Source organism: Pedobacter sp. 01N416 (assembly GCF_056399685.1).
On sequence record NZ_JBFTRT010000573.1, the window covers coordinates 1 to 3,187 of the forward strand.

Here is a 3,187-nt window from a genome sequence, read left to right on the forward strand (position 1 = left end):
AGATTTCGCTGGCCATTATCTATTCTACCCTGGCACAGAAACTAGACCTGCCTGTGTATGGAATAAACTTGCCACAGCACTTTATTTTGGGTTATATAGACGATAGCAAACAGGAAGGAACTGAATATGGTGTGCTTTTCTACATCAATGCTTTTAACCGTGGTAATATCTTCGGCAAACATGATGTTGATCAGTTTCTTCGCCAGCTTAATTTAGAGGCCCTGCCCGAATATTACCGGCCTTGCAGCAATACCGATATTATCCGCCGGGTAATCAGAAACCTGATTTCGGCTTATGAAAATGCAGGGGCTACCGATAAAGTTGCCGAATTGAACGAACTTCAAGATATTATTGCCGAAAAATAGTTTACTAGATCCCATGCACAAAAGAAAGTTTATCGCCCCTACTGTACTGTTCTGCATTACAGTCATCATCTCCTTATCATTTTTGAGTATCCAATCAAAAGCCCAAAAAACAATTAAACCAAACGTTATTGCCTATTACACCGGACATAATTCAGTAATAGATAGCTTTCCGATCGAAAAAATGAGTCATTTGATTTATAGTTTCGGTCATTTGAAGGGTGATAGTTTAAACATAAGCTCGGCGAGGGATTCAGCCTTGATTACTAAAATGGTGACTTTAAAACAACGAAATCCCGATTTAAAGGTGATGATTGCAATGGGTGGCTGGAGTGCCTGCAAAGATTGTTCGGAGGTATTCAGCAGGGCTGAGGGACGAAAAACATTTGCCAAAACAACTAAAGAAATACTCGATTTTTTCCATGCCGATGGGATAGACATTGACTGGGAATACCCTGCAGTAGTTGGTTTTCCTGGACATAGATATACAGTTGATGATAAACATAATTTCACTTTACTGATTAAAGAACTCCGTAAAAAATTAGGTAAAAAGGCCGAAATTAGCTTTGCTGCAGGCGGTACAAAAAACTGCATCGATTCTTGTTTCGAATGGGATAAAGTAATGCCTTTGGTAAACCGGGTTAATGTGATGAGCTACGATCTGGTAAGCGGATATGCGACACAAAGCGGCCACCATACCCCGTTGTATGCTACCGCTCAACAATCTTTATCAGGCGATTACGCTGTAAAAGCTTTAATAGATTTAGGTGTACCCGCACAAAAAATTGCATTAGGAGCAGCATTTTACGCCCGTATTTTTGAAAACACTATCGATGCCAACCAGGGATTATACCAGCCTACCAAATTTTTAAGCGGTGTTTCTTTTAAGGATTTTAAAAAGCAGTTCACTGCAGAAAATGGCTATACTTATTATTGGGACGAGAAAGCCAAAGCCCCATATTATTATAATCCACAAACAAAATACCTCGCCACTTTTGACGATCCGAAATCAATTTCATTGAAAACCAAATATGTAATTGATCAAAAATTAAATGGCATCATGTTCTGGGAATTAACAGATGATGCTTATACCGATGGACTATTGGATGTGATTGATAAAACGATAAAAGAATTATAACGGATTACCAAAGGTTACCACCCAGTAATTTTGGGCCATGCCTACACCAGCTTCTTTACTTTTAGCATCCATCATGGCTTTACAATGGCTCACGCTATTTTTCCATGCAGCAATTACCTGATCTGCCTGACCATATCCCTTAGCTAAGTTTTCTGCTCTAAATTCACCTGCATAACCTGCATTTAATGCACGCTCCTCTGGAGTACCGCCTTCAAGAGATAAATGATCAAAATAGTTTTGTTGTGCCATATCTTTGGCATGACTTATTGCGGCATTTTGCAGTTSGTTATTTAATGATAGGGTGGGTACTGGGGGCATGTACGCTGTGCCACAATTACACCCACTTTGCCTTAACAGATTAATTTTAGCAATTACCAAATCAACATCATTCTCTGGCACAGACACTTCATCCTTTTTACACTGTGCAAATAAAATGCAGAGCAGTATACAGGCAAACATGCTTAGGCATTTTTTCATATTTATTTTATGCTACAAAAGGAGGCAGCTATAAAGCTACCTCCGAAAGTGAATATTTATTTTTATAAATTAAAAAGCCCTTTCTCTACCCATATAAACATTTTTACCTGTGTAGAAAGTATTGCCAGAAGGGCCTGGAGAGCCGCTATCGCCTTCCATTTGCATATTGATGATTAGCCACATGGGTTTATTTACCGAATTACTCATGGTATGCTTGGCTACCCAAACGTTATCAATATAATAATGGCAATCTACATCTGTTGCACTTACCTTATTGTACCAGCATTTGTAATTATGGTAGGAACCCGCATTAGAAACTGCGGTGAGTTTATTCTCCCAACCACCATCATAAGTATTCTGCCAATTTGTGTTATTGCCCTTAAACTCCATAATATCACTTTCAGGTGGCCATGAATTAACGCCGGTAATCCAAAAAGCAGGCCAGGTTCCTTTACTGGTTGGTACAGCAAAATCACCAGAAATGGTATAACTGGGAAACTGATCGTTAATTAAAACCTGTTGTTTGGCGTAACAAGCACCTGAATTGTACCAAATAGCAATATTGGTAAAACCATTGGCAGTACTGTTTCCTGGAGATGAAGCCAAGCGGGTAGCTTTAATGGTGAGTACACCTCCGCTTAACGAGATCTGGTTATGATTTGAGGTACTCCCTACCATGCGGGCAGAACCATTATGATCGGTACCCCAGGGATAATTATAATTCCATTGTGCCTCAAAATTAGTATAGTTGGCAAGAGAATTACCATCTATTAATGTTTCCCAGGCTTTAACCTGTCCGTTTTCTTGTTTAACTTCTTCTTTCTCTTTCTTACAAGATAAAAGCACCACAAACATGCATGTAAATAACATACACCATTTCATTTTTTCATTTCTCATTTTTTTTGAATTAGGTAAATATTTGGTTAATTGTAAGGCATTAGGATGTGATCAATCGGCTGTAAATCAATAATTAACAACACAAAAGATCTCAGCAACCACAGTAGTGGAGACAAGCTTGGTTGGTTTTTTTTCATAAGATTTGGTTAGGCTGCAAACATAATCTCAATTTTAAATCGACATGCTTGTAAGCAAAGATATACGCAGGCTTATCAAAAAATGAGGGGCTAAATCGTAAAAAAAGAGTGGTAAAATGAGCGTTTTTACATCACTTTTCTTAATACGGGTTATTTTCTGTTTCTAAATGTTTAGG

The 3,187-nt window shown here is 38.3% G+C and carries 4 protein-coding genes; 2 read left to right on the plus strand and 2 right to left on the minus strand.

Translation table 11 applies throughout. The annotated features are described in order from the left end of the window. Positions 1-365: transglutaminase family protein (locus AC1DND_RS23850; protein WP_477585062.1), on the plus strand; the 365-nt coding region annotated here is incomplete at its 5' end. Between the two features lie 13 nt (positions 366-378). Continuing rightward, positions 379-1,500, plus strand: coding sequence for a glycoside hydrolase family 18 protein (locus tag AC1DND_RS23855; RefSeq protein WP_477585063.1), 1,122 nt, complete (start codon positions 379-381; stop codon positions 1,498-1,500). Here the strand turns inward: AC1DND_RS23855 and AC1DND_RS23860 are convergent. Then, complete coding sequence (locus tag AC1DND_RS23860) at positions 1,495-1,977, minus strand: CAP domain-containing protein (RefSeq protein WP_477585064.1); 483 nt, start codon at positions 1,975-1,977, stop codon at positions 1,495-1,497. The two genes, AC1DND_RS23855 and AC1DND_RS23860, sit on opposite strands and share 6 nt — an antisense overlap. A 69-nt stretch (positions 1,978-2,046) precedes the next feature. Further along, on the minus strand, positions 2,047-2,874 hold the full coding sequence (locus tag AC1DND_RS23865) for a LamG domain-containing protein (RefSeq protein ID WP_215132291.1): 828 nt from the start codon (positions 2,872-2,874) through the stop codon (positions 2,047-2,049). Between the last annotated feature and the right edge of the window lie 313 nt (positions 2,875-3,187).